Origin of the sequence: Komagataeibacter xylinus, from assembly GCF_009834365.1 — a bacterium.
GTDB classification, from domain to species: Bacteria; Pseudomonadota; Alphaproteobacteria; order Acetobacterales; family Acetobacteraceae; genus Komagataeibacter; species Komagataeibacter xylinus_D.
Genome location: NZ_CP041348.1, coordinates 317,872 through 342,538 on the forward strand (window position 1 = coordinate 317,872; position 24,667 = coordinate 342,538).

A 24,667-nucleotide genomic window follows, 5' to 3' on the forward strand; every position below is an offset into this window, starting at 1 on the left:
ACCCCGTCAAGGATATGCCCATGTCGCCAGCCCCGAACCGCCCCGAAGCCCTGCGCGCCGCCCTGAGCCGGATGGGCGTGGATGGCTTCATCCTGCCGCGTGGCGATGAGCATCTGGGCGAATATGTCGCCCCCTGCGCGGAACGGCTGGCCTGGCTCACCGGCTTTACCGGCAGCGCGGGGCTGGCGGCCATCCTGCCCGACCGCGCCGCCGTGTTCTCCGATGGGCGCTACATTACCCAGATGGACCAGCAGGTTGATGGCACGATCTGGGAGCGGCTGCACATTACCCGGACCCCGCCCGCAGGCTGGCTGGCGCAGCATGGCGCGAGCCAGCGCATCGGCTACGACCCACGCCTGATTGCCGAGAGCGCGCTGCGCCCGTTCAGTAATGCCGGGCTGACGCTCGTGCCGCTGGCTGAAAACCCGGTGGACCAGATCTGGACCGACCGCCCTGCCCCGCCCTGCACGCCCTGCGTGCCGCAGCCAGAAGCCTGGGCCGGGCAGGCCAGCACCGCCAAGCGCGAAGCCCTTGCCACCAGCCTGCAGGCCGCGGGCGAGCACGCACTGGTGCTGAGCGACCCGGCCTCGATTGCGTGGCTGCTCAACATTCGTGGCACCGATGTGCCCTACACCCCGCTCAGCCTGAGCTTTGCCATCGTGCGCGATGACGGGCGGGTGACGCTGTTCATCGACCCCGCCAAGGTAGCGCCGCAGACGCGCGACTGGCTGGGCGCCGACGTGACCCTGCTGCCACCCTCAGCGCTCGAGGAGAGTCTGCGCGCCCTGGCCCCGGCCCGTGTGCAGGTTGACCCCGCCCGCAATGCCATCTGGTTCATGCAGGTGCTGGAGCAGGCCGGTGCCACGGTCATCCGCAAGGATGATCCGTGCCAGTTGCCCAAGGCCATCAAGAACCCGACCGAGCAGGAAGGCAGCCGCCGCGCTCACCTGCTTGATGGTGTTGCGATCTGCCGCTTCCTGCACTGGCTGGATGAAAACGCGGCCCTTACTACGGAACTTGATGCCGCCGAAAAGCTCAACGGCTTTCGCGCCGACTGCCCCGATTACCGTGAGGAGAGCTTTCCCGCCATCTCCGGCGCGGGGCCGAACGGGGCCATCATCCACTACCGCGTCACCCCCGAAAGCAACCGGGCGCTACAGGCCAACGAGGTCTATCTGATCGATAGCGGCGGGCAGTATCCCTTTGGCACCACCGACATCACCCGCACCATCTGGACCGGGCCGGATGCGCCCGATGCGGCGGTGCGTGATGCCTTTACCCGCGTGCTGCGCGGGCATATCGCGCTTGCCCGCGCGCGCTTTCCCACCGGTGTGACCGGCCACGCGCTCGATGCGCTGGCCCGCCATGCCCTGTGGGAGGGCGGACTGAATTATGACCACGGCACCGGCCACGGCATTGGCAGCTATCTGTCGGTGCATGAGGGACCGGCCACGATCTCGCCCGTATTCCGGCCCGTGGCGCTGCATGCAGGCATGATCCTGTCTAACGAACCGGGCTATTACCGCCCCGGCGCGTTTGGCATCCGGCTTGAAAACCTGCATCTGATCCAGCCCAGCACCGTGGGCGAGGCCAACCGGTCGTTTCTGGAGTTCGAGGTGCTTACGCTCGCCCCCTTTGACAGGCGGCTGATTGATGCCGCCAGCCTGTCAGCAGCCGAAATTGCCTGGCTTGATGGCTATCATGCACGGGTTTTTGAAAGCATTGCCCCGCATCTGCAAACTCCGGCACGCACATGGCTTGCAGCCGCCTGCGCGCCGCTGCACGCCGGATAATGTGACTGTAAAACCGCAAGCCCGGCCCCGTGGCCCGATTGTCACACCGGACTGGGGGGCCTAGGACTTTTAACCAGTTCCGACGGGGCACCCGGCAACGAACCGGGTCCGCCAAGCCGGTGCGTATGCTGAAACGCTTTTCAGTAGCAAGCACTAAAGGGAGACGTTCGAGAATGTCTGCAGAAAAAACAATTCCCGCTACCCTGATTCCCGGTGATGGAATCGGGCCTGAAATTGTCGACTCCGTTGTCGAGATCCTTGATACGGTTGGCGCCCCCTTCAAATGGGAAAAGGCGCTTGGTGGCGTTTCCGCCCTTGAGGCTACCGGCAGCCCGCTGCCCAAGGAGACGATCGAGAGCATCCGCCGCACCGGCCTTGCGCTGAAAGGCCCGCTGACCACGCCCGTCGGTGGCGGCTTCAAGTCCATCAACGTGACACTGCGCCAGGAGTTCGGCCTGTTCGCGAATGTACGCCCCACAAAAACGATCGTGCCGGGCGGCCGCTTCGAGAACATCAATCTCGTCATCTTCCGCGAGAACCTCGAGGGCTATTACGCCGCACTCGAAAACTACATTCCCGTTGGTGACGACCCGCATGCCATCGCAACGAGCGCAGGCTACACCTCGCGCGCGGAATGCAACCGCATCGTGCGCTATGCCTTTGAATACGCGGTCAAGAACAACCGCAAGCGCGTGACGCTGGTGCACAAGGCCAACATCCTCAAGCTGCTGACCGGCCTGTTCCTTGAGGAAGGCCGCAAGGTCGCCAAGGAATATGAAGGCCGCGTGGAAGTGAACGAGCGCATCGTGGACGCCTGCGCCATGCAGCTCGTGACCGACCCCTGGCAGTATGACTGCATTGTCACCACCAACCTGTTTGGTGACATCCTGTCCGACCTGACCGCCGGTCTGGTTGGCGGCCTTGGCCTGGCACCAGGTGCGAATATTGGCGAGAAGGCCGCCGTGTTCGAGGCCGTGCATGGTTCCGCTCCTGACATTGCGGGCCAGAACAAGGCCAACCCGACCTCGCTGCTGCTCGCTGCCAACATGATGCTGCAGCATGTCGGCCGCCAGGACCTGGCAACCCGCATCGACAAGGCCATCGAGAAGGTCATCTCCTCGGGTGCCGTGCGCACCGGCGACCTTGGCGGCAAGGCCAGCACGACCGACCTGACGGCAGCGCTGAAGCAGGCTGTTTCCTGATTTTGGTGCATCCTGCGGCGGGGCGACCTGTCGCAGGAGCATGCAAAAAGGGCCGTGGCGATCATGCCACGGCCCTTTTTGCATTTATGCTGACGCCCTCTTTTTGTGAGAGACGCCGTTATCTGAGGCTTTTTGAAAAAAGCTTCACCAAAAACTTCTGGTTTTCAGCTCCCGCGGTAGGTCGAAAACCCGAACGGTGAGGCCAGAAGCGGCACATGGTAATGCCCTCCCCTGCCATCCGCCCCGGCTGCCGCCATGCCAAACGCAATCGGCACCACATCAAGGAAAGGCGGCTCGGACAAAGTCGTCCCCTGCGCGCGGAAATAATCTGCCACGGCAAATTCCAGCCGGTAGGCGCCGGGCTGCATCTCGCCCATCTGCTCGCCAAGTTCAGGGCAGCGGCCATCAGCGTTGGTTACGCCCCTGAACAGGCAGTCCTGCCCCGCCCACAGGCTGATGCCCATGCCAGCAGCAGGCTTGCCCGATACGAGATCAAGCACATGGGTGGAAAGCGTGCTCATACTTCATGCTCCAGGCGTTCGAGCACATCAGCCAGGCGAAGTGCTGCGATCTTGTTGATCTCGGCCAGCGCGGTCTGCTGCTCGGCCTCGGGCGTGTTTTCCAGCCGGGTCCGCAGCCCGTTCAGGATGGCCTGCTTGTCCGAACGCCGCACGCAGATGATGAACGGCATGCCGAATTTGGCGGCATAGGCCTCATTGAGCGCGCGGAAGCTGGAAAACTCATCAGGCGTCAGCCGATCCAGCCCGGCGGAGGCCTGCTCGGCTGCCGAGGCCGAGGTGAGCGTGGGGTCAACCCCCATGCGCTGCGCAAGCTCGGGGTGGGCGCGAATGAGGGCCATCTTTTCGGCTTCATCCGCCTGTTCCAGCACCAGCGCCATGGCGGCCAGCATGGAATCGTGCCCGCTGAAGGGCGCGTGACCATGGGCACGCTGGGCAATCCAGGGCGAATGCTCGTATATCGGGCCAAACAGTTCCACAAACCGCACGGCGGAGAGGGAATTTACCCGGTCAAAGACACGGTTCATGCCGGATGCGTCTCGAGCCAGTGCCGTGCAATGTCCAGCCGGGTGGCGACCCACACCTTCTCGCGCTGGGCAATATAGTCAAGGAAGCGTGCCACTGCCCGCGCACGGCCCGGGCGACCGGCCACACGGCAGTGCAGGCCGACCGACATCATGCGCGGCTTATCCGCCCCTTCCTCGTAGAGTTCATCGAACGTGTCGCGCAGGTAGTTGAAGAACTGCTCGCCCTCGGTAAAGCCGTTCAGCGCCACGAAGCGCATGTCGTTCACATCAAGGGTGTAAGGCACGATCAACTGCGCCCGGCCCGCGCTGCGGTCGTAATAGGGCAGGTCATCGGCGTAGGAATCGGCGTCGTACACAAAGCCGCCTTCTTCCGCCACGATGCGCGCGGTATTGGGGCTGGTGCGCCCCTGGTACCAGCCCAGCGGGCGCGAGCCGGTCAGCTTTTCATGCAGCGCAATGCATTCAAGGATGTGGGCGCGCTCAACGGCTTCAGGCACGTGCTGGTAGTCGATCCAGCGCAGCCCGTGGGAGGCGATCTCCCACCCGGCATCCTTCATCGCGGCAACTGCTGCAGGGTTGCGCGCCATGGCGGCAGCCACGGCAAACACCGTAAGCGGCTGTTTGCGCTGGGTAAAGATGCGGTGCAGCCGCCAGAACCCGGCGCGCGAGCCGTATTCATACAGGCTTTCCATCGCAATGGCGCGGGCGCCGGGAATGGACTGCGCCCCCACCATCTCGGACAGGAATGCCTCCGACCCGCGATCGCCATGAAGGACCGAGTTCTCGGCCCCCTCCTCGTAATTGATGACGAACTGGACCGCGATCCGCGCCCCGCCAGGCCATTTTGCATCGGGCGGGTTACCGGCATAACCAACCATGTCGCGCGGATAGGCACCTGTATCAGACATTACGCCGTGGTCTCCTGTTATCAGTCGTTATAGGCGGCAAGGGCAGCATCAACGCCGCTGCCTGCGCTAAAGCCGTGGCCTTCATGGCGCAGCACGGTTTCAAGCGCGCCCATGGTCAGCAGCACCTTGTGCTTTTCAGCGTTGTAACCCATGGCCCCGATGCGCCAGATCTTGCCCTGCAGCGGGCCGAAGGCGGAGCCGATCTCGATCTCGAAATCCTCGCGCATGCGCGCGCGCACCTTCTCGCCATCAATGCCCTTGGGGATGTACACGCCGGTCACGTTGGTCATGCGGTGTTCATCGCCGCCAAACAGTTCCAGCCCCATGGCGCGCAGCCCGGCGCAGACCGCGCGCGATGCTGCTGCATGGCGGGCGAAGCGGGCCTGCAGCCCTTCCTCAAGCGCCACGCGGGCGGCTTCACGCGCGCCGTAGAGCATGGTGGTGGCCTCGGTGTGATGGTTCAGGCGCTTTTCGGACCAGTAATCCATAACCATGGCCAGATCGAAATAGTTCGACGGAATGCGCACGCGCGTGCCATCGGTCGTGTCGCTGCCCCGGATGCCGGCCTCGACATGGCGGCGGGCGAAGATGTGCTCGGCCGCGCGGTCTGAGATGGTGATGGGCGCGGAACCCGGCGGGCCACCCATGCATTTCTGCAGGCCCGAACTCACCACATCCACGCCCCAGCGGTCGGTGGCCACTTCCATGCCGCCCAGGGTGGCCGTGGTATCGACATAGGACAGCACGTCATACCTGCGGCACAGCGCGCCTACCCCATCGAGCGGCTGGGCCATTGTGGTGGACGTATCGCCATGAATGCACGCCAGCACATGCGGGCGATGGGTCACGATGGCATCCTCGATCTGTTCAAGGCTCGCGACCTCGCCCCAGGGCAGGTCCAGCGTCACGATATCGGCGCCGATGCGCTGCGCGATCTCGGAGAGCAGCAGGCCAAAACGCCCCGCGCGCACGATCAGCAGCTTCATGCCCGGCTCGACCAGCGAGACCAGCGCCGCCTCGATCCCGGCCCGCGCCGTGCCATCAACCAGCAGGGTCCAGCGGTTGTTGGTCATGAACACCTGACGGTAGAGTTCCATCGTCTGGTTCATGTAATCGGTCATCTCGGGGTCGAACTGGCCCAGCATGTCGGCCGCCATGGCACGCAGCACGCGCGGGTGCGCGTTGACCGGCCCCGGCCCCATGAGCAGCCGGGCAGGTGGGTTGATCTGGCCGAAAAAGGTCTGGGTCATCCGAAATGTCTCTCAAAAAGTCCGATAAAGGCGATCATGGCCCGCAAGGCCGCATCCGTATCCGCATCGGTTACGGATTCAGCGGGGTTATGGCTGATACCGCCCTCGCAACGAACGAACAACATGGAAACCGGGGCCAGATGCGCCATGATCATGGCATCATGCCCGGCACCGCTGACCAGCAGGCGCGGGTCAGTACCCGTCACGTCCCGCACGGCCTGTTCCATGAAGGATGTCAGGCGCGGATCACATGGGGTGGCGTCGAGATCCTGCTGCAGGGCCACGTCCAGCGCGAGATGACGCGCCTGCGCCACCGCGTGGGCCACGGCCAGGATTTCCTGCGCGGCCCGGTCGCGCACCGCATTGGTTCCCGCACGCACATCCACGGTCAGCACCACCTCGCCTGGCACCACGTTGGCGGCACCCGGCACCACATCGAGCGAGCCTACGGTAGCCACCAGCCCCTGCGTGCCCGCGCGGCCGATACGCTCGGCAGCGAGGATGATCTCGGCAGCGCCTGCCAGCGCGTCGCGCCGCAGGTCCATCGATACGGTGCCTGCATGCCCCGCCATGCCGCGCAGGGTCATGCGGTAGCGGTGCTGCGCGGCAATGGCGCTGACCACGCCAAGGGCGCGGCCCTCGGCCTCGAGCACCGGCCCCTGCTCGATATGCGCCTCGACATAGGCAAGGATCTTTTCGCCCTTGCGTGATGCCGTGTGCATCTGGCCCACATCCAGCCCGAATTCAGCCAGCGCCTTGGCCAGTGTCGCGGTCTCGGCCCAGTCGCTCATGGCGGGATCAGGCGCTTCGAGCACGCCAGCCACGGCATGCGAGGTCAGCATGCCTGAGGGAAAGCGCGAGCCCTCCTCATCCCCAAAGCCGATCACTTCCAGCGCGAAGGGGAAGCGTTTGCCCTCTGCCGCGAAATGGGCCACGGCCTCGATGCCGAGGATGACCCCCAGCATGCCATCAAAAAAGCCGCCATCGCGCACGCTGTCGATATGCGAGCCGAGCAGCAGCACCGGGGCATCCGGCGTCAGGCCCTCGTAGCGCCCCAGCAGGTTGCCTGCCGCATCCATGCGCGTGGTCATGCCTGCCGCGTGCATCCACGTAGCCAGCCGGTCGCAGGTGGCGCGGTAGGATGGGCCGAGATAGGGGCGGAACAGCCCGCCCTCCATCTCGGAATACGGCGCGCGACCCAGCTCGGTGCAGCGTGCAACGGCGCGCTGGCCCGAAGGGCGGTCCATGCTGTCCCGTGCGTTTACCATGCGGCGACACATCCATCGCTGCGCGGGTCGCTCGCCCCCTCCAGCAGGCCGGATTCGTGGCGCACCAGCGCGCCCGCATGCCCCATGATGGAGGAAAACGGCGCCACGCGTTCCATCTGGTGGCCCGCGGCACTCATGCGGGCGATCACCTCGGGGTCGAAGCGGTCTTCATATTTCAGGCTGACGCTGGATTCCCCCCATGTACGGCCCAGCAGCCAGCGCGGCGCCGTGATGGCGCGCTGCAGCGGCATGCCGTAGCGCGCGTAGCGGGTGAACAGGGCCGCCTGTGTCTGGGGCTGTCCTTCGCCGCCCATGGTACCGTACACCATGGTCCGCCCATCCTCGAAGCGCGCACCCGCCGGGTTGAGTGTATGGAACGGCTTGCGGCCCGGCCGCAGGCCGTTCCACCCCTGCGGGTCAAGCCCGAAGCTGGTACCGCGGTTCTGCCACACCACACCCGTGCGTGGCAGCACCACGCCCGAGCCATATTCAAAATACAGGCTCTGGATCATGCTCACGGCCAGCCCATCGGAATCGATCACACCCAGCCATACCGTATCGCCCTGCTGCGACTGCCACGGCCAGGGGGCCGCCTTGTTCGGGTCGATGGCGGCCGCCATGCGGTCAAGCGCCTTGCGGTCATCAAGGATGTCCTGCGCCTGCACGGTCATGTAGGCGGGATCGCCCACATGCGTGTCGCGGTAGCGGAAGGCCTGCTTGGTGGCCTCGACCAGTCCGTGCAGGTAATCGAAATCATCCGCGTTCGCCGCCTTGAGCCGGTCAAACAGCGCCAGGATCAGCAGCGAGGCCACGCCCTGCGTGGGGGGCGCCATGTTGTACAGGTCCGCGCCATGGATGCGGGCATGCAGCGCTGGCTGGTGGGTCGCCTTGTGCGCCTGCAGGTCGGCCAGGGTCAACGGGCTGCCAAGGGCCTGCAGGTCGGCGGCCAGTTCACGCGCCACCGTGCCACGATAGAAGCTGGAAAGCCCTTCATCAGCCAGTTGGCGCAGCGTCGTGGCCAGGCGCGGGTTGTGCAGGATGTCGCCTGCCTGCGGCAGCTTGCCGCCGGGCATGAACTGCGCGGCAAAGCCGGGCACGTTTTTGAGTTCATCCATTTTCTGGCGGGTAATCTCGGCAGCGCCCGCGGTGACTGGCACGCCCTGCTCGGCATAGTACAGCGCATCGCGCAGCACGCGGCCAAGCGGCAGGCCCGGCGCCATGGCATGGCTCCATGACAGGGCCATCTCCCACCCCGATACCGTGCCCGCGACCGTGTTGGCCGCAAGCGGGCCACGCCACGGAATCGTGTCATGGCCTGCGGCGTGATAGAACGCGGCATCCGCCTTGCCTGCGGCCGCACCGCAGGCATCGATGGTTTCAACCCTTCCATCGGGCCACATGGTCAGCCAGAAGGCATCCCCCCCGATGCCGGTCATGTGCGGATAGACCACGGCCAATGCTGCGGCAGTGGCAACGGCGGCCTCAATGGCCGTGCCGCCTGCCTTGAGCACGTCAAGGCCTGCCTGGCTGGCAAGGTGGTGGGGGGATGTGACCATCCCCCGGCATGAACGCGGCGTATTCAGCATGACTGCTCCTTCCGCGCGTAACCCGCATCAAGCGGGCGGCAGGCGGCAAGGCCCGCGCGCTGCAGTTCGGCGGCCACGGCAAACAGTTTTGCCTCAGCCCCCGGCGCGCCGATCAACTGGATGCCCAGCGGCAGGCCCGGAGCGGCCAGCGGGGTTGCCAGCACTGGCAGCCCGGCCAGGCTGATGGGCTGGGTATAAATGCCCAGATTGGCCCGCGCGGAGACACTCTTGCCATCCACCATAATGGAAGGCTGGTCGATACGCGGCGCAACGCCCACCGTGGTGGGCGCCACCAGCACATCGGCCTGCGTAAAGGCCTCATGTACCTGCGCGCGGAACCACCGGCGGAAGCGCTGCGCCTGCACGAAGGTGGCCGCAGGCAGCATGGCGCCTGCCATGAGGCGGCTGCGGGTGGCCGGGTCATACTGCATGGAGCGCCTGCGCAGGCGGGGCAGGTGCAGATTGCCCCCTTCCGCCGCACTGATGAGGAAGGCGGATGCCCGCGCCCGCGCCACCTCGGGCAGTTCGATCACGCGGTCATGGCCCAGATGCGCCATCACGCCATCAATCGCAGCCGTCAGCTCAGTGCTGACATTGCGGGCAAACCAGCCCCCCAGCCGCGCCACTTTCACCGATGCCACATCGGGCAGGGCTGATACGTCCCGGCCGGACATGACGGCATACACCGCCATCAGGTCCTCAAGCGTGTCGGCCATGGGGCCTGCAGTATCGAGGCTGGCCACGAACGGATAGACACCACGCAGCGGCATCTGCCCGTAGGTGGGCTTGAGCCCCCACACTCCGCACAGCGCGGACGGAATGCGGATCGAGCCATTGGTGTCCGAGCCCAGCGTAAACGGCAGCAGCCCCGCAGCCACGGCGGCAGCCGACCCGCCTGACGAGCCACCGGCAAGGCGGGCATGATCATGCGGGTTGCGGGTGGTGCCGTTATGCGCGTTCTCGGTCGAGAAGCCGTAGGCAAATTCATCCATGTTCAGGGTGGCCACCGGCACGGCGCCAGCCGCACGCAGGCGGGCGACGACGGTAGCGTCCTCGGTAGCGGGCAGGTTGTCGCGCAGCACGATGGAGCCTGCGGTGGTAACCTCGCCGCGCACGTCAAACAGGTCTTTTACGCCAAAGGGCACGCCTGCCAGCGGGCCGGGGTCGCGGCCTGCGGCAATGGCCTTGTCCACTTCCTCGGCCTGCGCCACGGCGGCGGGGCCAAGGATGCGGGTCACGCTGTTGAAGCGGGTATCACGCGCCTCGATATCGGAAATGACGGCCGTGACCACGCCCACGGCGTTGCGGCGGCCCGCGCGTATCTCGGCCGCGATACCAAGCGCTGCCCCCATGGCGCGCGCGCTCATGGCACGTACCCGTAGGCTGGCTCGCAGTCATCGGGCAGCACGAAGCCTGCCACGAGGTCGGCATAGCCCTGCAGCAACGCCGTATTGGCCACGACATCTGGCAGGCAGGCCACCGGAATGTTCAGCCCGATCATCCGGGCCAGATCAGCCACGGGGGGAACCTTGTGGTCATTGCTTGCCTCCGCACCGGCGACACCCGGCGCGGAAGGCGAAAGACTTACAGCGCTACTCATCTACTCACTCTCTCCCGAATGGATAAATCTACCCGGGGCGCATCATGCAACAGGAGGATCGAGACTGACTAGTTCCGCCACGTCATAAGACAGCAGACTTTCAAGGTGCTGCCGGCCATCGGCCACGTACAGGTCACGCCCCAGCCCATGGGCCAGACGTTCCACACCAAAGCGCATGCCGCTGATCGAAGCCCCCGAAAGCCCCATGCTCGGCGTGGCGGAGAACGTGAAATTGTGGATGTTGGCCAGCATGGGCGCCAGCGGATCATCCTTGTGGCGCGGCAGGAACTGATAGCAGTCGCCAAGGTAGGGGTAGCTTTCCAGCACCGCGCTCTCGGCACCTGCGGGAGCCTTGTAGCGCTCGCCCCAAAGGGCGACGGAGGGCGCAAACGATGCGGTCTCGGGCCTGCGGGAGAGGTCGGTTGCGAAGCCGGTGCCAATGATCACGAAGTCAAAGCGCATCTCGCCAGTGGGCGAATCGACCACGATCTCATCGCCTTCCATGCGCGCGCCCGTCCAGGGGCAGCCGGTGCGGTAGGAGAAGTTTTCATGCCTGCGGCACCGCCAGAACGTATCCTGCGGCGGCGGCTGGTTGAGATCGAAGATCCGGCGCATGAAGCCCCACCGCAGCTCATCGGACAGGGCGGGGTAGTAGGCAAGGAAGCCGGTATTCTCCATCCACCGGTACGGGTTGATGGAGGGGATTTCCTTGCGGCGCAGGCACAGGGTCACGCTGCCCGCGCCTTCTTCGAGTGCCGTGGCTGCGTTATCGAACGCCGAGGCCCCGGCACCGAGCACGCCGATGCGCTTGCCCTTCAGCGCCGCAAAATCAATCGCCTCGGATGTATGGGCATAGCGCTCGCGCGGCAGGCCGTTGCGGATGAAGTCGGGCACATGCCACGTGCCACACCCTTCGATGCCGGTAGCCAGCACCAGCTTGCGGGCATAATGCACGTGGCTCGTACCATCAGGGCGGCGGAAGGTCAGGCGCAGCAGGCCGCCCTCCCACGTCACACCCATGAATTCGTGGTCGTTGGCGACCGGCAGGTCGAGGATGTCGCGGTACCAGTCGAGATAGGCCTGCCAGTCCCCACGGGGGATCTTGTCCAGCTTCTCCCACGCGGCCGCGCCGTACTGCGCCTCATACCATGAGCGCGGGGTGAGCGAGGGCACGCCAAGGTCGGGGCCGGTCACGTATTTGGGAGTGCGCAGCGTGATCATGCGCGCGAATGTCACCCACGGGCCTTCGCCGCCCTTTGCTGCCCGGTCGAATATGCGTACATTGGTGATGTTGTTGCGCTTGAGCGCAAAGGCCGTGGCAAGCCCGCCCTGCCCGGCACCGATGATCGCGACATCAAGCACACGCTGTCCATCACGATCGATGGGGGGAATCCATTCCTTGCGCGGGTAGCGGATGATTTCCAGATCACGGCGCACGGCTGCATCGAGCGCTGCCAGCCCCCCGTCTTTCGGCTGCATGTTGGTATCCATCTGCGGGTTCCCATCTGTTTTTTCGTCTTTTGCTGATGCAGCCCCGTATGACGTCCCCCGACGCCATACGGATATCCCCCAACCGCACCACGATGGCGTGATCTAATCAGCCCGCCTGGTGTTTCGTCCAGTAGAATGATTTCATCGTTCCGTTGCATAAATCGCAACGGCGGTCAGACCGCGCGCTCATCGCTCACGCCCTGCACGCGGCGCAGTTCAAGACGCAGTTCCTCGATCACGGTTTCCAGCAATGGCGGAAGCCAGCGGGATTCGCGCACATATGCCCCAAGGTCGGTCACGGCGCGGGTATCACGCAGCGGCACGTGGCGCAGGCTGTCCTGGCCGGGCTGCACGCCCACCGCGAGCGGCGACTGGAAGGCCAGCCCCGCGCCAGCAAGCACCATGCGGTTGGTCAGTTCGATCGAGCCGGTATGCAGCACCACGTTCAGCCGGTCCTGCCACGGGCGCAACATGGGCTCCATCACGCGGTATAGCGAGAGCGTGCGCGTGGGCAGGATCAGGCGGTAGGCCACGCATTCCTCTACCGTGACCGTGCGCAGGTGCGCGAGCGGATGGTCGGCGCGCACCACGGCCCCAACGGGGAAGTGCCCCACCGCCACCCGCCGCAATTCAGGATAAAGCGCCAGCGAGAACGCAATGCCAAGGTCAACCCGCCCATCCTGCAACGCCGAGACGATGGTCTTGGGGGCACCGACCTCCACATGCAGTTCCACGGTGGGAAAAGCGGAGATGATGCGCTCAAGCAGCGCGGGCAAAAGTTGGCCTGCGATTCCTTCCACCGCCATGATGCGCAGCCTGCCGTCATGTCGGCCGGACAGGGCGTTGATCTGCTCCTCCGTGCGCGCGGCATCCTGCATCACGGTCACGATATGGCGGGCCATGATGGTGCCCACCTCGGTCAGGACCATGCCTTCGGGCAGGCGGTCGAACAGGGGCGCGCCGATCTCGGCCTCCATCTGCGCAAGCTGCCGCGTGAGGGCCGAGGGCGTGACATTGAGCCTGCGCGCCGCCTCGCGGATGGAACGGCATTCCCGCACCGCATTGAAATAGGAAATGCCCCGCGCGTGCAGGCGCATCATGCGGGGCGTGCGCGAAAGCGGATCGTTCATAAGCGTCTCTCATCCCCATCTGCATCACCCTCTTCCCGCGGTGCGTGCAGGAAGCGCGTGACGATTTCCGCCGCCACCAGCGCCGCGATGACCGGGGGCCGCTTGTCACGCACGTCCTGCCCCCCGATGGGGCAGACCATGGCATTGATGCGGTCTTCGGGCAGGCCGAGCGCGCGGAAGGCCGCCTCGAAGCGGCGGCGCTTGGTGTGCGAGCCGATCAGGCCCACATAGCGAAAGTCGCCCCGTTCGAGGATGGATGCAACAATCAGGCTGTCAAGCGCGTGGCTTTGGGTCAGCACCAGTGCGCCGGAACCGGCGGGCGCACCGGCTACAAGGCGCTGCCAGTCGCCATCATCATGCACCTCCACCCCTGCGGGAATGACGGGGCCGAATTCATGCGGGCGCGAATCGCACCAGGCCAGCCGCAGCGGCAGCGGGGCCATTACATGGGCCAGCGCGCGCCCCACATGGCCTGCACCGAACAGCAAAAGCAGCGGAGCCTCGCGGCGCTGTCGCTCGAGTTGTGCCATGATGCCGTCCAGCCCCCCGTCATCGGGCACATCAATGAACAGCATCACCTCGCCCCCGCAGCACTGCCCGGAGCGGCCGCCAAGGTCGATGCGCAGGTCCTGCGCCTCGCCACCGGTGGCCAGCAGGCGGCGGGCGTGATGGATACCGTTCCATTCAAGCTCGCCACCGCCCACCGTGCCGGACTGCTCCGTGGCTGTGACAAGCATGAAGGTACCCGCCTCACGCGGGGTGGACCCCCGTACCGAGGACACGCAGATCCGGGCGACCGGCTGGCCCATGAGCCGCCACCGGGCCAGATCGGCGCGCATTTCCATGCTCATGGGGTTCAGCCAGCGGGAGGCTGACCGCAGCGCAGGCGCTCCACCGTGCGCAGGATCATCTCCGGCGTGGCGGGCGCGTCGAGCCGGGGGCAGGTGCGGTAGCCATCAAGGCTGGCCAGCGCATCCGATATCGCCTGCAGCACCGATACCCCATGCACGAAGGGTGGCTCGCCCACGGCCTTGGAGCGGAAGATGGTGTGCTCGCGGTTGGGCGCGTTTTCCAGCAGGTCCACGTTGAACACGCGCGGCCGGTCGGAACAGGCGGGGATTTTATAGGTGCTTGGCGCATGGGTGCGCAGGCGGCCAGCATCGTCCCAGACCAGTTCCTCGCAGGTCAGCCAGCCTGCGCCCTGCACGAAGCCACCCTCGATCTGGCCGATATCCAGCGCCGGGTTCAGCGACTGGCCTGCATCATGCAAGATATCGACCCGGTCGATTTTCGTCTCGCCGGTCAGCAGGTCGATCACCACCTCCGAACATGCGGCCCCGTAGGCGAAGTAATAGAAGGGCCGCCCCTGCCCCGTATCGCCATTCCACGAGATCTTGGGCGTTTTATAGAACCCGTTGGCCGACATGGACACGCGCGCGAAATAGGCCTGCCGCGTAAGGTGCGGGAACGCGATGACCTTGTGCCCCACATGCACGCCATCGGGCGCGAAGCGCACCTCGTCCTCGCTTACGTTCCAGTGGCTGGCGGCAAACTCCACCAGCCTGCGCTTGATGCGGCGCACGGCGTCGAGCACCGCCATGCCGTTGAGGTCCGCCCCGCTCGAGGCCGCCGTGGCCGATGTGTTGGGCACCTTGCCGGTGGTGGTGGCGGTAATGCGCACCTGATCGGGCCCGAGACCAAATTCGCGCATGGCCACCTGCACCATCTTGGTGTGCAGGCCCTGCCCCATCTCGGTGCCGCCGTGGTTCACCTGCACCGAGCCATCGGTATAGACATGCACCAGCGCACCGGCCTGATTATAATGGGTGGCGGTGAACGAGATGCCGAATTTGACCGGGGTGATGGCAATGCCGCGCCGCAGGTACGGGCTGGCGGCATTGAATTCACGGCACGCCGCGCGACGCTGTGCATAATGGCAGCGCCGCGCCAGTGCGGGCAGCAGGTCGTGGGTGATCGAGTCCTCCACCACCATGTTATAGGGCGTGACGTTACGGTCATGTGTGCCATAGGCGTTGCGCAGGCGGACCTCGAGCGGGTCGAGGCCGGTGGCGAATGCGATCTCCTCGATCACACGCTCGGCGGCGACGATACCCTGCGGACCGCCAAAGCCGCGATAGGCGGTATTGGACTGCGTGTTGGTGCGCAGCGGCTCCGAGCGCAGGCGCACATCGGGATAGAAATAGGCGTTATCGGCATGGAACAGCGCGCGGTCGATGACCGGGCCGGACAGGTCGGCCGACCAGCCGCAACGCGCGGCGAGGACCATGTCCACCGCCACGATCCGGCCTTCATCGGTAAAGCCTGCATCGTAATCAATCACGAAGTCATGGCGCTTGCCGGTCATGGTCATGTCGTCATCGCGGTCGAGGCGCATCTTGGCAGCCCGGCCCGTTTTGTCGGCCACGAGGGCGGCGAGGCAGGCACAGGCATTGGCCTGCGTTTCCTTGCCGCCAAAGCCGCCACCCATGCGCCGGACCTCGACGGTGATGAGGTTTGAGGGACGGTCGAGCACATGGGCAATCATGTGCTGTGTCTCGGTCGGGTGCTGGGTGGATGAGGTGACATGCATCTCCCCTTCCTCCCCCGGCCGGGCGAGAGCCACCTGCCCTTCTAGGTAGAAATGCTCCTGCCCGCCCACCGTAATGCGGCCCGAAAGCCTGCGGGGCGCATGTTCCAGCCCGGCCAGCGCATCGCCACGCTTCATTTCCATGGGCCGCCAGACCAGGGGGCTGCCGTTTTCGCGCGCCTGCGCGATGTTGAGGATGGCGGGCAGGTCCTCGTATTCCACGACCGCAAGCCGCGCCGCACGTCGGGCCGCACCACGCGTGGCGGCGGCAACCACGAACAGGGGCTGGCCGTAAAAGGAAACAATATCCTTGGCCAGAAGCGGCTCATCGCCCTTGCCCACCGGGCTGATCTGGTTCTCGCCCGGTATGTCGGCTGCCGTATAGACTGCCACAACGCCCTCGGCCTGCCGCACGGCGTCAAGGTTCATGGACACGATGCGGGCATGGGCGCGCGTGCTCAGCCCAGGCACGAGGTGCAGCGTGCCACGGGGTTCGGGCAGGTCGTCAATATAACTGGCCGTGCCCTGCACGTGCATGGCCGCACTCTCGTGCCGCAGGCTTTCCGAGGCCCCGCCAGGCACAACACCAGCAGCGGGAGCTGCGGTGGCCGTGATGTTTGCATCAGCCATGAGCGTGTTCTCCCGTGGCAGTACAGGCTGCATGCACGCTGGTCGGCACGCGGGCGGCCTGCGGTCCACACTCAGCGTAAAGGCGGGTGAGCAGGTTGGCGGCCACGGTGCTGCGGTACCACGCGCTTGCCCGCATGTCGGTCAGGGGTGTGAAATCCTTCATGATCGCCTCACGCGCGGCTTCCAGCGTGGCTTCATTCCACTTCTGGCCTGCAAGGGCGGCTTCCGTGCGCAACGCGCGGCATGGGGTGGCCGCCATGCCACCAAAGGCGATGCGCGGATTGCTGATGGTGCCATCGGGTGCAAGCGTGAGCGAAAATGCGCCCAGAATGGCCGAGATATCCTGATCGAAGCGCTTGGACACCTTCCACGCGCGGATGACCGTATCGGGCGCGGGGGCGGGAATGGTGATCCCTTCCACAAACTCGCCCGGCGCGCGGTCCTGTTTGCCGTATGCAATGAAGAACTCTTCAAGCACGATGGTCCGGCGCGTATCGCCCCGGCGCAGATGCACGGTGGCCCCTGCCGCGATCAGCACCGGCGGGCCATCACCAATGGGCGAGCCGTTGGCAATGTTGCCGCATACCGTGCCCGCATTGCGCACCTGCACCGAACCGATGCGGCGGAACACTTCCTCATCCGGCTGGGGCAGGATCTGCACCAGTGCCGCCCGGGCTTCCTGCCATGTTACCGCAGCCCCGAGGAAAAGCCCCTGCGCTGTCATCTCGATACGCCGCAGGTCGGCAATCTGGCCAATGGGGATCACATGCGGCAGGTCGCGCAGGCCCTTGGTCACCCACAGGCCCACATCGGTGGCGCCTGCCACGATGCGGGCTTCGGGGTTTTCAAGCAGGGTTGTCGCCAGCGCATCCGCCGTTACGGGAATGGTCAGGCGGCCCATGGGCCCGGTGATGTCAACCGTGGCCCCATCGCGCAGGGCACGCAGGCGCTCGGCCATATCATCGGCCATGGCATCGAAATGATCGGGGCCGGCCTGCATGGCGTGGCGCATGGCGCGCACGATGGGTGCATAGCCGGTGCAGCGGCACAGATTGCCTGCCAGCATGTCGTCAATGCCGCGTTCATCCTGCGCAAGCCCCGCCGCCTTGCGACCTGCCACCATAGACATGACAAAGCCCGGCGTGCAGAACCCGCATTGCGAACCATGATGCTCCACCATGGCCTGCTGCACCGGGTGCAGGCTGCCATCAGGTGCGCGCATGTCCTCGATGGTGAGCACCTGCGCGCCATCGAGCATGGATACGAACTGGATGCACGCATTGACCGCGCGCCAGACAAGGCGCTCGCCTTCCAGCCTGACCACAAGCACCGTGCAGGCGCCGCAATCGCCCTCGTTACAGCCTTCCTTGGTGCCGGTCAGGCAACGTTCCTCGCGCAGCCAGTCCAGCAGCGTGCGTGTTGGCGCGATGTTGGCCAACTCATGATATTCGTTTCCGACATAGAAACGGATATCGTGTCTGATCCCCGTCAAACCTGTTCCCTTGTCCTGCGGCCACGGACTGCCTCACCCCCCTCAAGGCAGACAGCCGGAACAGCCATTGATGTCTTCTGATCCCAGTATATGGGAAAGTGATCCTACCCTGTCACCCTGCCGGAAAGCAAAGAGGCAATGCCGTGATGCGTTTTTTCAAAACGCCACCTTTTTGAAAAAACGCGGCACCTGAAAACTTTTATCACTGCATCATTTTCAAACGGATAACCGCGCCGCCTGCCGCATCCGCTCCGACAGGCCGGGCCGGAATGCCGGGCATGGCACGCAGGCACCACTGCCCGCCTCCTCATGCAACGCGCCATCACGGAACGCCACCACCCCGCCCCGGATCACGCACACCGCCTGCCCGCCCAGCGTGATGCCGCCGTACAGGCTGCCCGCGCTGGCAGGGCGCGTTTCCTGCGCATCGGGGTTCCACAGTACAAGGTCGGCATCCGCACCCGGCATGATGGCCCCTTTACGGGGGTAGATGTTGAACGCCATTGCCGCCGCCTCCGACGTGGCGCGGACAAATTCCTCCGCCCCCATCACGCCCGCCTGCACACCGTGCCGCCACACCACGCGCATCCGTTCGGCCAGCCCTGCTGTCACGCCATGGGCCGCCTGCCGGGCCGGGCTGAAGCCACTGGCCACCATGCCCACCGCGCCGCAGGCCAGCGCGCCCCACAGCGCCTGCCGGTGCGTGCTGTCCCGAAAGGGCGGACAGGTGATGTAGGGGGCAGCGTCATCAGCGTCATACACCGCCTCATCAAGCACAAGATGCGGTGCGAGCACATGCGCCTGCACGCGCTGGGCCCGGGCACGGGCCGCGATAATGGCGGCACACGCGCCCGTGGTTGAAACCGGGCCCACATGCACCGGCGCCCCCACCAGCCCCGCCAGCATGATGGCCCGGCCCACGGCATCCGCCTCGGTGGCGGGCGGGCAGGCCAGCAGGCAGGCTTCACCCCCGCTCACCCCGGCATGGTCAAGGGCCGCGCGCAGGTAAGCCATGGCCTGCGCATTCTGTGCCTCGACCATGCAGAGCGCACCAAGGCCAGCGGCATGGGCCGCCAGATCAAGAATGTCACGATCCGCCATGCCCGCTGCCATGGACAGGTGAAAGCTGTTGACCCCATGGCCCGCCAGCGTGTCCATGCCGCCCATGACAGCGCCCCCGGCATCCGGCAGCGCCATGCACAGCCCGACATCGACCGGCGCGCGGGCTGCCGCCTGCCGCCAGTCGCGCCAAGCCTGCGCCATGTCACGGCCCTGTGGGTACATCACATCGATTATGGTGGTGGTGCCGCCTGCCAGCGCATCAGCCGTTGCGGCAAAACCGGCTTCATCCGCGCCAATGCTGGTATGGGGGTCAACTCCGCCTGGCAGCACCAGCAGGCTACCGGCATCAATGACCGTGCAGCCGGTGGGGGTTTCCAGATCCGGCCCGACGGCCAGAATTTCCCCCACGCCACCACACAGCACATCCACCCGCAGGCTGGCCTGCCCTGTAACCACCGTGCCGCCGCGTATCAGCAGCAGGTCGCGCTGCGCTGCGTGCTTCATGCCGCCCCCTGTTACCGATAAGCCTAAAAGATTGTTTGGAAACACATCATGAATAAAAAATCAGAAAAGCTTCTGGGAGTCGCCTTTTTGAAAAAAAGCTTCGCCCAAACCTTCTGATCCTTAAATCAGATTTCTAGCTAGTGTCCTGATTCTGAAGTTTCGCTGATTTTGGTAGTACGGAGGCAGAATCGCTTGACGGCCTGCAGGATGTCGTCGGCGGATCTGGTCCATTTGAAGGGCTTGGGCTGTTCGTTATGGACGGCGATGAAAGCCCTGATGTCGGCCTCCAGGGCTTCGGTCGAACGGTGAATGCCGCGCCTGATCTGCTTTTCAGTGACGAGAGCGAAAAACCGCTCCACCTGATTGATCCATGAGGCCCCGGTCGGCGTAAAATGAACGTGCCAGCGCGGGCGCCTGGCCAACCAGTCACGGATCAGCTTCGTCTTGTGGGTGGCATAGTTATCCATCACCAGATGGATATCGAGGTCAGTCGGCACATTGGTTTCGATCTGGTCAAGGAATTTGCGGAATTCCGTGGATCGGTGCTTCGGATAACACTTTCCAATGATGGTGCCGGTGGCAATGTCGAGAGCTGCGAACAGTGAGGTCGTACCGTGGCGGGTATAGTCATGTGTCCGCCGCTCGACCTGGCCGGGCCGCATCGGGAGCATGGGCTGGCTGCGATCCAGCGCCTGGATCTGGCTCTTCTCATCCACGCACAGTACCAGCGCACGCTCCGGCGGTGCCATATACAGACCAACGATGTCGCGGACCTTCTCCACGAAGAGGGGGTCGTTCGACAGTTTGAAGGTCTCTGTTCGATGCGGCTGTAACCCGAACGCTTTCCAGATGCGATGGATCGTTGACGGTGCATATCCCACGGCCTGTGCCATCGAGCGCAGCGACCAATGCGTAGCACCGCGCGGGGTTTCTTCCAGTGTCCGGCGGATCGTCTCCGCGATTTCCCCGTCGCCGATCGAGCGTGGTGTCCCCGGCCGGGGTTCATCGTAAAGCCCGTCCAGACGGTCCGTTGCAAAACGCCGGCGCCACTTGCCAACCGTGTTGATGTCCGCGCCCGTCAGGTCACGGATCGCCTTGTTCTCATGCCCATCGGCTGCGGCAAGGACAATACGGGCTCGCCGCGCAAGCGCCTGGCCCGTCTTGCGCGCCCTTGCCAGAGATTCCAGTTCCTGACGCTCCAATGCCGTCAGTTCAATCGCAACCGCTACACGTCCCATTCGATTACTCCTGCCATCAGGATAATCATATAAACTTCTCGATCAGGACACTAGTGATCGCGGACGCGCACCGGCATGTTCATGGCACTGCCCAGGCGTTCGAGCCTGCGGCGCACGCTCTCGCCCTGCACCACGTCACGCCCCGGCGCAAAATGCAGCGACAGCGTGCCACCCGCCATTTCCAGCCGCGTACCATCAAGCAGGGCTTCCGTGCCGCCACTCACCGTATAGGCCAGCCGCAATGCCTGCCCCAGCACCACGGCATGGGCAAACTGGGCGGGATCAAGCAACTGGCGCGAAGGCTGCAGATACGCCACCGACAGGTCAGCCCCATAGCGCACCGCCAGCGTAAGCGACAGGAACGCCCGCGCCTGATGCGTAAAGCCCACGCCCTGCAGCCGCAGGATGCGCAGATAGGTCTGCTCGGCCCGGTATTCCGGGTGGTCATGCGCCCCTACATCCGACAGCCAGCATGCCACCGCGCGCAGGCGGTCGGCCCCGGGGTCTTCATCGGGGAAGAGCGGAGCCGTCCAGTCCGCCAGGCGCTCGGGCAACTGCATGCTGCGGCCGAGCATGCAGCACATCTCGCGCGCCACGGCATCCTGCGGGTCGTTATTGGCAACGCTGGCGGCGACATTGTGCATGTACCACCCCTCGCGCAGGCCATCGACACAGAAGACCAGCCCGTTGGGCTGCGCATGCCGCATGAGCCGGCGCAGAACGGTGGCGGCAAAGGGCGCATCATCAAGCCGCTTGCGCGGCACGCCGGGCAGGCGCTCGATCGAGCGTTTGCTGGCGCTCAAAATCCAGTCCGTCATCTCACGCGCGGTGTCGGGCGCAAGCTGATAAAGATGCACGATATTGAGCGGATAGGCCGTGCGCGCGATCTGCATGCGCGCCAGCGCGCGAAAGGCGCCGCCCACCAGGTACAGATCCTGCCCGCGCACATCTTCCAGCCAGCCCACGCGGGCCAGGTCTTCATCCACCAGTGCCCGCGCGCGAGCCAGATCGCCATCAGCGCGATCATTGAGCCGGATCACGCCCAGCGGCAGGGTGCAGGCATCGCGTTTGCGCCCGTTCTCGATGCGGATCAGCTCAAGCGAGCCGCCGCCAATATCGGCCACCAGCCCGTTGGCATCGGGTATGCCGCACAAGACGCCGGTGGCGGAATAATCGGCTTCCTCCTCCCCGCTCAATATGCGGATCGGCACGCCGGGCAGGCGTGATTTCAGGCCCGCCACGAATTCCGGGCCGTTGGTGGCATCACGCACCGCCGCCGTGGCCAGTACCTCAAAGGGGCTGGCCTCCATGCCGCGCGCGATGGCGTTGAAGCGGGCCATGACTTCCATGGCCAGCGGCACCGCCTCATCGTTCAGCCGGCCCGTGGCGTTGAGCCCCCGGCCCAGCCTGAGCACGACCTTCTCGTTGAAGATGGGCGCGGGATTGCGCGAAATGCCGTCAAACACCACAAGGCGCACGGAATTCGAACCCAGATCAATGACCGCCGAACGGCGAAACCCGCCAGCACCCGTCACATCGCGCCCCATATGCTGCCCGCGCGTCCTGCCTTGAGCGTGCCCATGCCGTAATCCTCAGTCCTCAATAATCTGTTCCGCATGCCACGGCTGCGATGCGCTGACCCGGATCGGGGCTTCTGACGCGCCACGCACCGGATAGCCCGGATGCTCCATGAAATACTCATGCGATGAAAAGGGCCTGCGCCCCGGCTCCAGCCGCCGCCAGACCCCGTTACGCTGTAGAATCCACGACTGCAGGTTGTCTTTGAGATCGATCATCATGATCTGGTCAAGCACGCGGGCATGAATTTGCGGGTCGAGCATGGGCACCATGCTTTCAACCCGCCAGTCCATATTACGCTGCATCCAGTCCGCCGAGGAAATATACAGCTTCGCCTGCTTTGACGGCAGGCGGTGCCCGTCACCAAACGCATAGATGCGGGCATGCTCAAGGAAGCGCCCCACGATGGACTTGACCTTGATGTTCTCCGAAAGGCCGGGCACGCCAGGGCGCAGGCAGCAGATGCCGCGCACCACGGCCACGATGCGCACACCCGCGTTCGATGCCGCATACAGCCGGTCGATCAGATCGGGATCGACCAGCGAGTTCATCTTGAGCCAGATCTGCCCCGGCCTGCCCGCCTGCACATGCGCGATCTCGCCTGCGATCAGTTCTTCCAGCGTGCGGCGGATGGTCACGGGCGAGAACGCGATCGCCTCCATCTTGGCGGGCATGGCGTAGCCGGTCATGTAGTTGAACAGCCGCGCCGAATCACGCGCAAGCTCAGGGTTGCACGTAAAGAACGACAGGTCGGTATAGATCCGCGCCGTAATGGGGTGGTAATTGCCGGTGCCAAAATGCGCATACGAGCGCAGGCCGCTGCCTTCGCGCCGCACCACAAGGCTGAGCTTGGCATGGGTCTTGAGGTCGGAGAAGCCAAACACCACCTGCACGCCAGCAGCCTCGAGCGCGCGGGCGAGGCGGATGTTCGCTTCTTCATCAAACCGGGCGCGCAGTTCAACCATGGCGGTCACCGCCTTGCCCGCTTCCGCCGCCTCGATCAGTGCCTTGACGATCGGGCTGTCGCGCGAGGTGCGGTACAGCGTCTGCTTGATCGCCACCACGGCGGGATCGAGCGCTGCCTGCCGCAGGAACTGCACCACCACGTCAAAGCTTTCAAACGGGTGATGCACGATCATGTCGCGCGCGCGGATGGCGGCAAAGCAGTCGCCCCCGCAATCGACAATTCGCTCGGGGAAGCGCGGCGTGTAGGGCGGGAACAGCAGGTCGGGCCGGTCATCGACGATCAGCTGCTTGAGGTCCACCACCCCGATCAGCCCGGACTGCACGAACACTTCATCGGGTGGCGGGGCCAGCCCGTCGGCCATGGAACGGGCCAGATCCTCGGGCATGCGCGATTCGATATCGAGATGGATCACCACGCCACGCCTGCGGCGCTTGAGCGCGCTCTCATACGAGCGAACCAGATCCTCGGCTTCGTCCTCGAACTCCACATCCGTGTCGCGCACCACGCGCATTACCCCCCAGTCCCCTGCCACGAGGCCGGGGAACAGGCGGTCGATGCACATCACGATCAGGCGCTCGAGCAGGATGAAGCGCGTGACACCGGGCGGCGACAGGGCATCTGGCAGGCGGATGAAGCGCTCGATGCGCGCAGGCAGCAGGATCAGCGCCTCCATCACAAACTGCCCGGTCTCGGCATTCATCAGCCGCAGCGCCTGTGCAATGCCCATGTTGGGGATGAAAGGCAGCGGATGGGCGGGGTCGATGGCCAGCGGCGTGAGCACGGGAAAGACGCGCTCCATGAAGCAGCTGTCCAGCCATTCCTGCTCCTCGGCGGTGAACGAGACCTCGTCACACACCACCACGCCCGCGGCTTCAAGCTCGCGCTGCAGGTCGCGCCAGATGCGCTGCTGCTCCTGCAACAGCCGCCCCGTGCGCTCGCGCACGGCGGAAAGCTGCTGCTGCGGCGTCAGCCCATCAGGCGAGGTCTTGACCAGCCCCTCGCGCACCTGCCCCACGAGCCCCGCCACGCGCACGGAATAGAATTCATCAAGGTTGGAGGCGCTGATCGACAGAAAGCGCACGCGCTCGAGCAGCGGGTTGCGGGGGTTGTCGGCCTCATCGACCACGCGCTGGTTGAAGTCGAGCCAGGACAGTTCCCGGTTAATGAAACGTGCGGGCGATGTGGCGTCGATCAGGGTTTCTGGTGCTTCGCGCAGGGCGACCTGCCGCCCTGCCGCCCTGGTGGAGGCGGCGCGGCTGCGCGTGCGGGGCGCCGGTTTTGCGCCCGTGGCAGGCTTGCGTGGCGTTCTGGCCAATGGATTCGCGCTCCCGTTCGG

General features: G+C 65.1%; 19 protein-coding genes. 2 read left to right on the forward strand and 17 right to left on the reverse strand.

Annotated features, from left to right (window positions below; translation table 11 throughout):
* The first annotated feature begins 20 nt into the window (after positions 1 to 20).
* Together FMA36_RS01655 and FMA36_RS01660 are read left to right on the forward strand one after the other, a co-directional pair.
* Positions 21 to 1,793, forward strand: a complete 1,773-nt coding sequence (locus FMA36_RS01655; RefSeq protein ID WP_167517995.1) for an aminopeptidase P family protein — start codon at positions 21 to 23, stop codon at positions 1,791 to 1,793.
* Between the two features lie 173 nt (positions 1,794 to 1,966).
* On the forward strand, positions 1,967 to 2,995 hold the full coding sequence (locus FMA36_RS01660; protein ID WP_110566483.1) for an isocitrate/isopropylmalate dehydrogenase family protein: 1,029 nt from the start codon (positions 1,967 to 1,969) through the stop codon (positions 2,993 to 2,995).
* A 164-nt stretch (positions 2,996 to 3,159) separates the two neighbouring features.
* On the opposite strand, the gene uraH is transcribed toward FMA36_RS01660, so the two are convergent.
* The 17 genes from uraH to FMA36_RS01745 all read right to left on the reverse strand — a co-directional run bounded on the left by uraH (position 3,160) and on the right by FMA36_RS01745 (position 24,646).
* Positions 3,160 to 3,516 carry a hydroxyisourate hydrolase gene (gene uraH, locus FMA36_RS01665; RefSeq protein WP_159260298.1) on the reverse strand — a complete coding sequence of 119 codons (357 nt, stop codon included), beginning with the start codon at positions 3,514 to 3,516 and terminating at the stop codon, positions 3,160 to 3,162.
* On the reverse strand, positions 3,513 to 4,040 hold the full coding sequence (gene uraD, locus FMA36_RS01670) for a 2-oxo-4-hydroxy-4-carboxy-5-ureidoimidazoline decarboxylase (protein ID WP_159260300.1): 528 nt from the start codon (positions 4,038 to 4,040) through the stop codon (positions 3,513 to 3,515). The genes uraH and uraD overlap by 4 nt, the downstream gene beginning before the upstream one ends.
* On the reverse strand, positions 4,037 to 4,948 hold the full coding sequence (gene puuE, locus FMA36_RS01675; protein ID WP_159260302.1) for an allantoinase PuuE: 912 nt from the start codon (positions 4,946 to 4,948) through the stop codon (positions 4,037 to 4,039). Before puuE ends, uraD begins: the two co-directional genes overlap by 4 nt.
* A gap of 20 nt (positions 4,949 to 4,968) precedes the next feature.
* Entirely contained in the window at positions 4,969 to 6,198 is a 1,230-nt protein-coding gene (locus tag FMA36_RS01680) for a pyridoxal-phosphate-dependent aminotransferase family protein (protein WP_159260305.1), read from the reverse strand.
* Positions 6,195 to 7,466: an allantoate amidohydrolase gene (locus tag FMA36_RS01685; protein ID WP_159260307.1), complete on the reverse strand. Its 1,272-nt coding sequence runs from the start codon at positions 7,464 to 7,466 to the stop codon at positions 6,195 to 6,197. The genes FMA36_RS01680 and FMA36_RS01685 overlap by 4 nt, the downstream gene beginning before the upstream one ends.
* Complete coding sequence (locus FMA36_RS01690; RefSeq protein ID WP_159260309.1) at positions 7,460 to 9,052, reverse strand: gamma-glutamyltransferase family protein; 1,593 nt, start codon at positions 9,050 to 9,052, stop codon at positions 7,460 to 7,462. The genes FMA36_RS01685 and FMA36_RS01690 overlap by 7 nt, the downstream gene beginning before the upstream one ends.
* Positions 9,046 to 10,419 (reverse strand): AtzE family amidohydrolase, encoded by a 1,374-nt coding sequence (locus FMA36_RS01695; RefSeq protein WP_159260311.1) that lies wholly within the window; start codon positions 10,417 to 10,419, stop codon positions 9,046 to 9,048. The genes FMA36_RS01690 and FMA36_RS01695 overlap by 7 nt, the downstream gene beginning before the upstream one ends.
* Positions 10,416 to 10,652, reverse strand: a complete 237-nt coding sequence (locus tag FMA36_RS01700) for a DUF4089 domain-containing protein (RefSeq protein ID WP_159260313.1) — start codon at positions 10,650 to 10,652, stop codon at positions 10,416 to 10,418. Before FMA36_RS01700 ends, FMA36_RS01695 begins: the two co-directional genes overlap by 4 nt.
* Positions 10,653 to 10,694: 42 nt before the next feature.
* Positions 10,695 to 12,143, reverse strand: a complete 1,449-nt coding sequence (locus FMA36_RS01705) for a SidA/IucD/PvdA family monooxygenase (protein ID WP_159260315.1) — start codon at positions 12,141 to 12,143, stop codon at positions 10,695 to 10,697.
* 173 nt (positions 12,144 to 12,316) lie between these two features.
* Positions 12,317 to 13,273: a LysR family transcriptional regulator gene (locus tag FMA36_RS01710; protein WP_061272588.1), complete on the reverse strand. Its 957-nt coding sequence runs from the start codon at positions 13,271 to 13,273 to the stop codon at positions 12,317 to 12,319.
* On the reverse strand, positions 13,270 to 14,124 hold the full coding sequence (xdhC, locus tag FMA36_RS01715) for a xanthine dehydrogenase accessory protein XdhC (RefSeq protein ID WP_159260317.1): 855 nt from the start codon (positions 14,122 to 14,124) through the stop codon (positions 13,270 to 13,272). The genes FMA36_RS01710 and xdhC overlap by 4 nt, the downstream gene beginning before the upstream one ends.
* 5 nt (positions 14,125 to 14,129) lie before the next feature.
* Positions 14,130 to 16,490 (reverse strand): xanthine dehydrogenase molybdopterin binding subunit, encoded by a 2,361-nt coding sequence (gene xdhB, locus FMA36_RS01720; protein WP_159260319.1) that lies wholly within the window; start codon positions 16,488 to 16,490, stop codon positions 14,130 to 14,132.
* Entirely contained in the window at positions 16,483 to 17,973 is a 1,491-nt protein-coding gene (xdhA, locus tag FMA36_RS01725) for a xanthine dehydrogenase small subunit (RefSeq protein WP_167518045.1), read from the reverse strand. Before xdhA ends, xdhB begins: the two co-directional genes overlap by 8 nt.
* A 225-nt stretch (positions 17,974 to 18,198) precedes the next feature.
* A complete protein-coding gene (locus tag FMA36_RS01730) occupies positions 18,199 to 19,548 on the reverse strand; it encodes an amidohydrolase family protein (protein ID WP_159260323.1) in 1,350 nt (449 codons plus the stop codon).
* A 137-nt stretch (positions 19,549 to 19,685) separates the two neighbouring features.
* Positions 19,686 to 20,786: an IS630 family transposase gene (locus FMA36_RS01735; protein ID WP_019092710.1), complete on the reverse strand. Its 1,101-nt coding sequence runs from the start codon at positions 20,784 to 20,786 to the stop codon at positions 19,686 to 19,688.
* 50 nt (positions 20,787 to 20,836) lie between these two features.
* On the reverse strand, positions 20,837 to 22,333 hold the full coding sequence (locus FMA36_RS01740; RefSeq protein ID WP_159260325.1) for a Ppx/GppA family phosphatase: 1,497 nt from the start codon (positions 22,331 to 22,333) through the stop codon (positions 20,837 to 20,839).
* A gap of 45 nt (positions 22,334 to 22,378) precedes the next feature.
* Positions 22,379 to 24,646 (reverse strand): RNA degradosome polyphosphate kinase, encoded by a 2,268-nt coding sequence (locus FMA36_RS01745; RefSeq protein WP_408885639.1) that lies wholly within the window; start codon positions 24,644 to 24,646, stop codon positions 22,379 to 22,381.
* Positions 24,647 to 24,667 lie beyond the last annotated feature (21 nt).

Coding starts and splice junctions, on each gene's coding strand:
- FMA36_RS01655 (WP_167517995.1), top strand. CDS start 21: ATGTCGCCAGCCCCGAACCGCCCCGAAGCCCTGCGCGCCGCCCTGAGC.
- FMA36_RS01660 (WP_110566483.1), top strand. CDS start 1,967: ATGTCTGCAGAAAAAACAATTCCCGCTACCCTGATTCCCGGTGATGGA.
- uraH (WP_159260298.1), bottom strand. CDS start 3,516: ATGAGCACGCTTTCCACCCATGTGCTTGATCTCGTATCGGGCAAGCCT.
- uraD (WP_159260300.1), bottom strand. CDS start 4,040: ATGAACCGTGTCTTTGACCGGGTAAATTCCCTCTCCGCCGTGCGGTTT.
- puuE (WP_159260302.1), bottom strand. CDS start 4,948: ATGTCTGATACAGGTGCCTATCCGCGCGACATGGTTGGTTATGCCGGT.
- FMA36_RS01680 (WP_159260305.1), bottom strand. CDS start 6,198: ATGACCCAGACCTTTTTCGGCCAGATCAACCCACCTGCCCGGCTGCTC.
- FMA36_RS01685 (WP_159260307.1), bottom strand. CDS start 7,466: ATGGTAAACGCACGGGACAGCATGGACCGCCCTTCGGGCCAGCGCGCC.
- FMA36_RS01690 (WP_159260309.1), bottom strand. CDS start 9,052: ATGCTGAATACGCCGCGTTCATGCCGGGGGATGGTCACATCCCCCCAC.
- FMA36_RS01695 (WP_159260311.1), bottom strand. CDS start 10,419: ATGAGCGCGCGCGCCATGGGGGCAGCGCTTGGTATCGCGGCCGAGATA.
- FMA36_RS01700 (WP_159260313.1), bottom strand. CDS start 10,652: ATGAGTAGCGCTGTAAGTCTTTCGCCTTCCGCGCCGGGTGTCGCCGGT.
- FMA36_RS01705 (WP_159260315.1), bottom strand. CDS start 12,143: ATGGATACCAACATGCAGCCGAAAGACGGGGGGCTGGCAGCGCTCGAT.
- FMA36_RS01710 (WP_061272588.1), bottom strand. CDS start 13,273: ATGAACGATCCGCTTTCGCGCACGCCCCGCATGATGCGCCTGCACGCG.
- xdhC (WP_159260317.1), bottom strand. CDS start 14,124: ATGAGCATGGAAATGCGCGCCGATCTGGCCCGGTGGCGGCTCATGGGC.
- xdhB (WP_159260319.1), bottom strand. CDS start 16,490: ATGGCTGATGCAAACATCACGGCCACCGCAGCTCCCGCTGCTGGTGTT.
- FMA36_RS01730 (WP_159260323.1), bottom strand. CDS start 19,548: ATGAAGCACGCAGCGCAGCGCGACCTGCTGCTGATACGCGGCGGCACG.
- FMA36_RS01735 (WP_019092710.1), bottom strand. CDS start 20,786: ATGGGACGTGTAGCGGTTGCGATTGAACTGACGGCATTGGAGCGTCAG.
- FMA36_RS01740 (WP_159260325.1), bottom strand. CDS start 22,333: ATGGGGCGCGATGTGACGGGTGCTGGCGGGTTTCGCCGTTCGGCGGTC.